General features: G+C 50.9%; 1 protein-coding gene. It reads left to right on the forward strand.

Features of this window, described 5'->3' with window-relative positions:
- Positions 1 to 298 precede the first annotated feature (298 nt).
- Positions 299 to 355, forward strand: a complete 57-nt coding sequence (locus FHC48_RS23080) for a type I toxin-antitoxin system Ibs family toxin (RefSeq protein WP_012767742.1) — start codon at positions 299 to 301, stop codon at positions 353 to 355.
- Positions 356 to 479: the final 124 nt, after the last annotated feature.

Raw genomic sequence — 479 nt, forward strand, 5'->3', positions numbered from 1 at the left:
GAGAAATCCTCCCTCACCCTTGTTCCTTTACTTTAGGTTGAAAAAAAATCAGCGTCAAGAAGGTTTCATTAACACATATCCCTGGCCCAAAAAGCCGGGGATTTTTTATATCTGCGTTCCGCTAAAAGGTGCAAATGCTCAGGACGTTGCAGCGTTTTGCGTGACCGCTCGGGGAAGGCAAAATTGCCTCTGGGAAAGCATTGCGCGGGGTCCGGCGCTCATCAACAATCGGGGGGCAGCAAGGGGCTGAAACGGGAAAGCCCCTCCCGAGGAAGGGGCCATAAATAAGGAAAGGGTCATGATGAAGATACTCATCATCGTGGTGCTCTTAGTGATTAGCTACCCAGCATACTAAGACTACCAGGGCGGGGGAAACCCCACTTAACCCTCACTCCTGAAAGTATGCCTTCACGGTCAGATTGTCAATCCGCAGGCTTTGCAGTCTGCGATCCTGCCAGCAAATATTCTTTGCGAGGCGT

Source organism: Enterobacter sp. EC_50 (assembly GCF_019584525.1).
GTDB lineage: Bacteria > Pseudomonadota > Gammaproteobacteria > Enterobacterales > Enterobacteriaceae > Enterobacter > Enterobacter roggenkampii.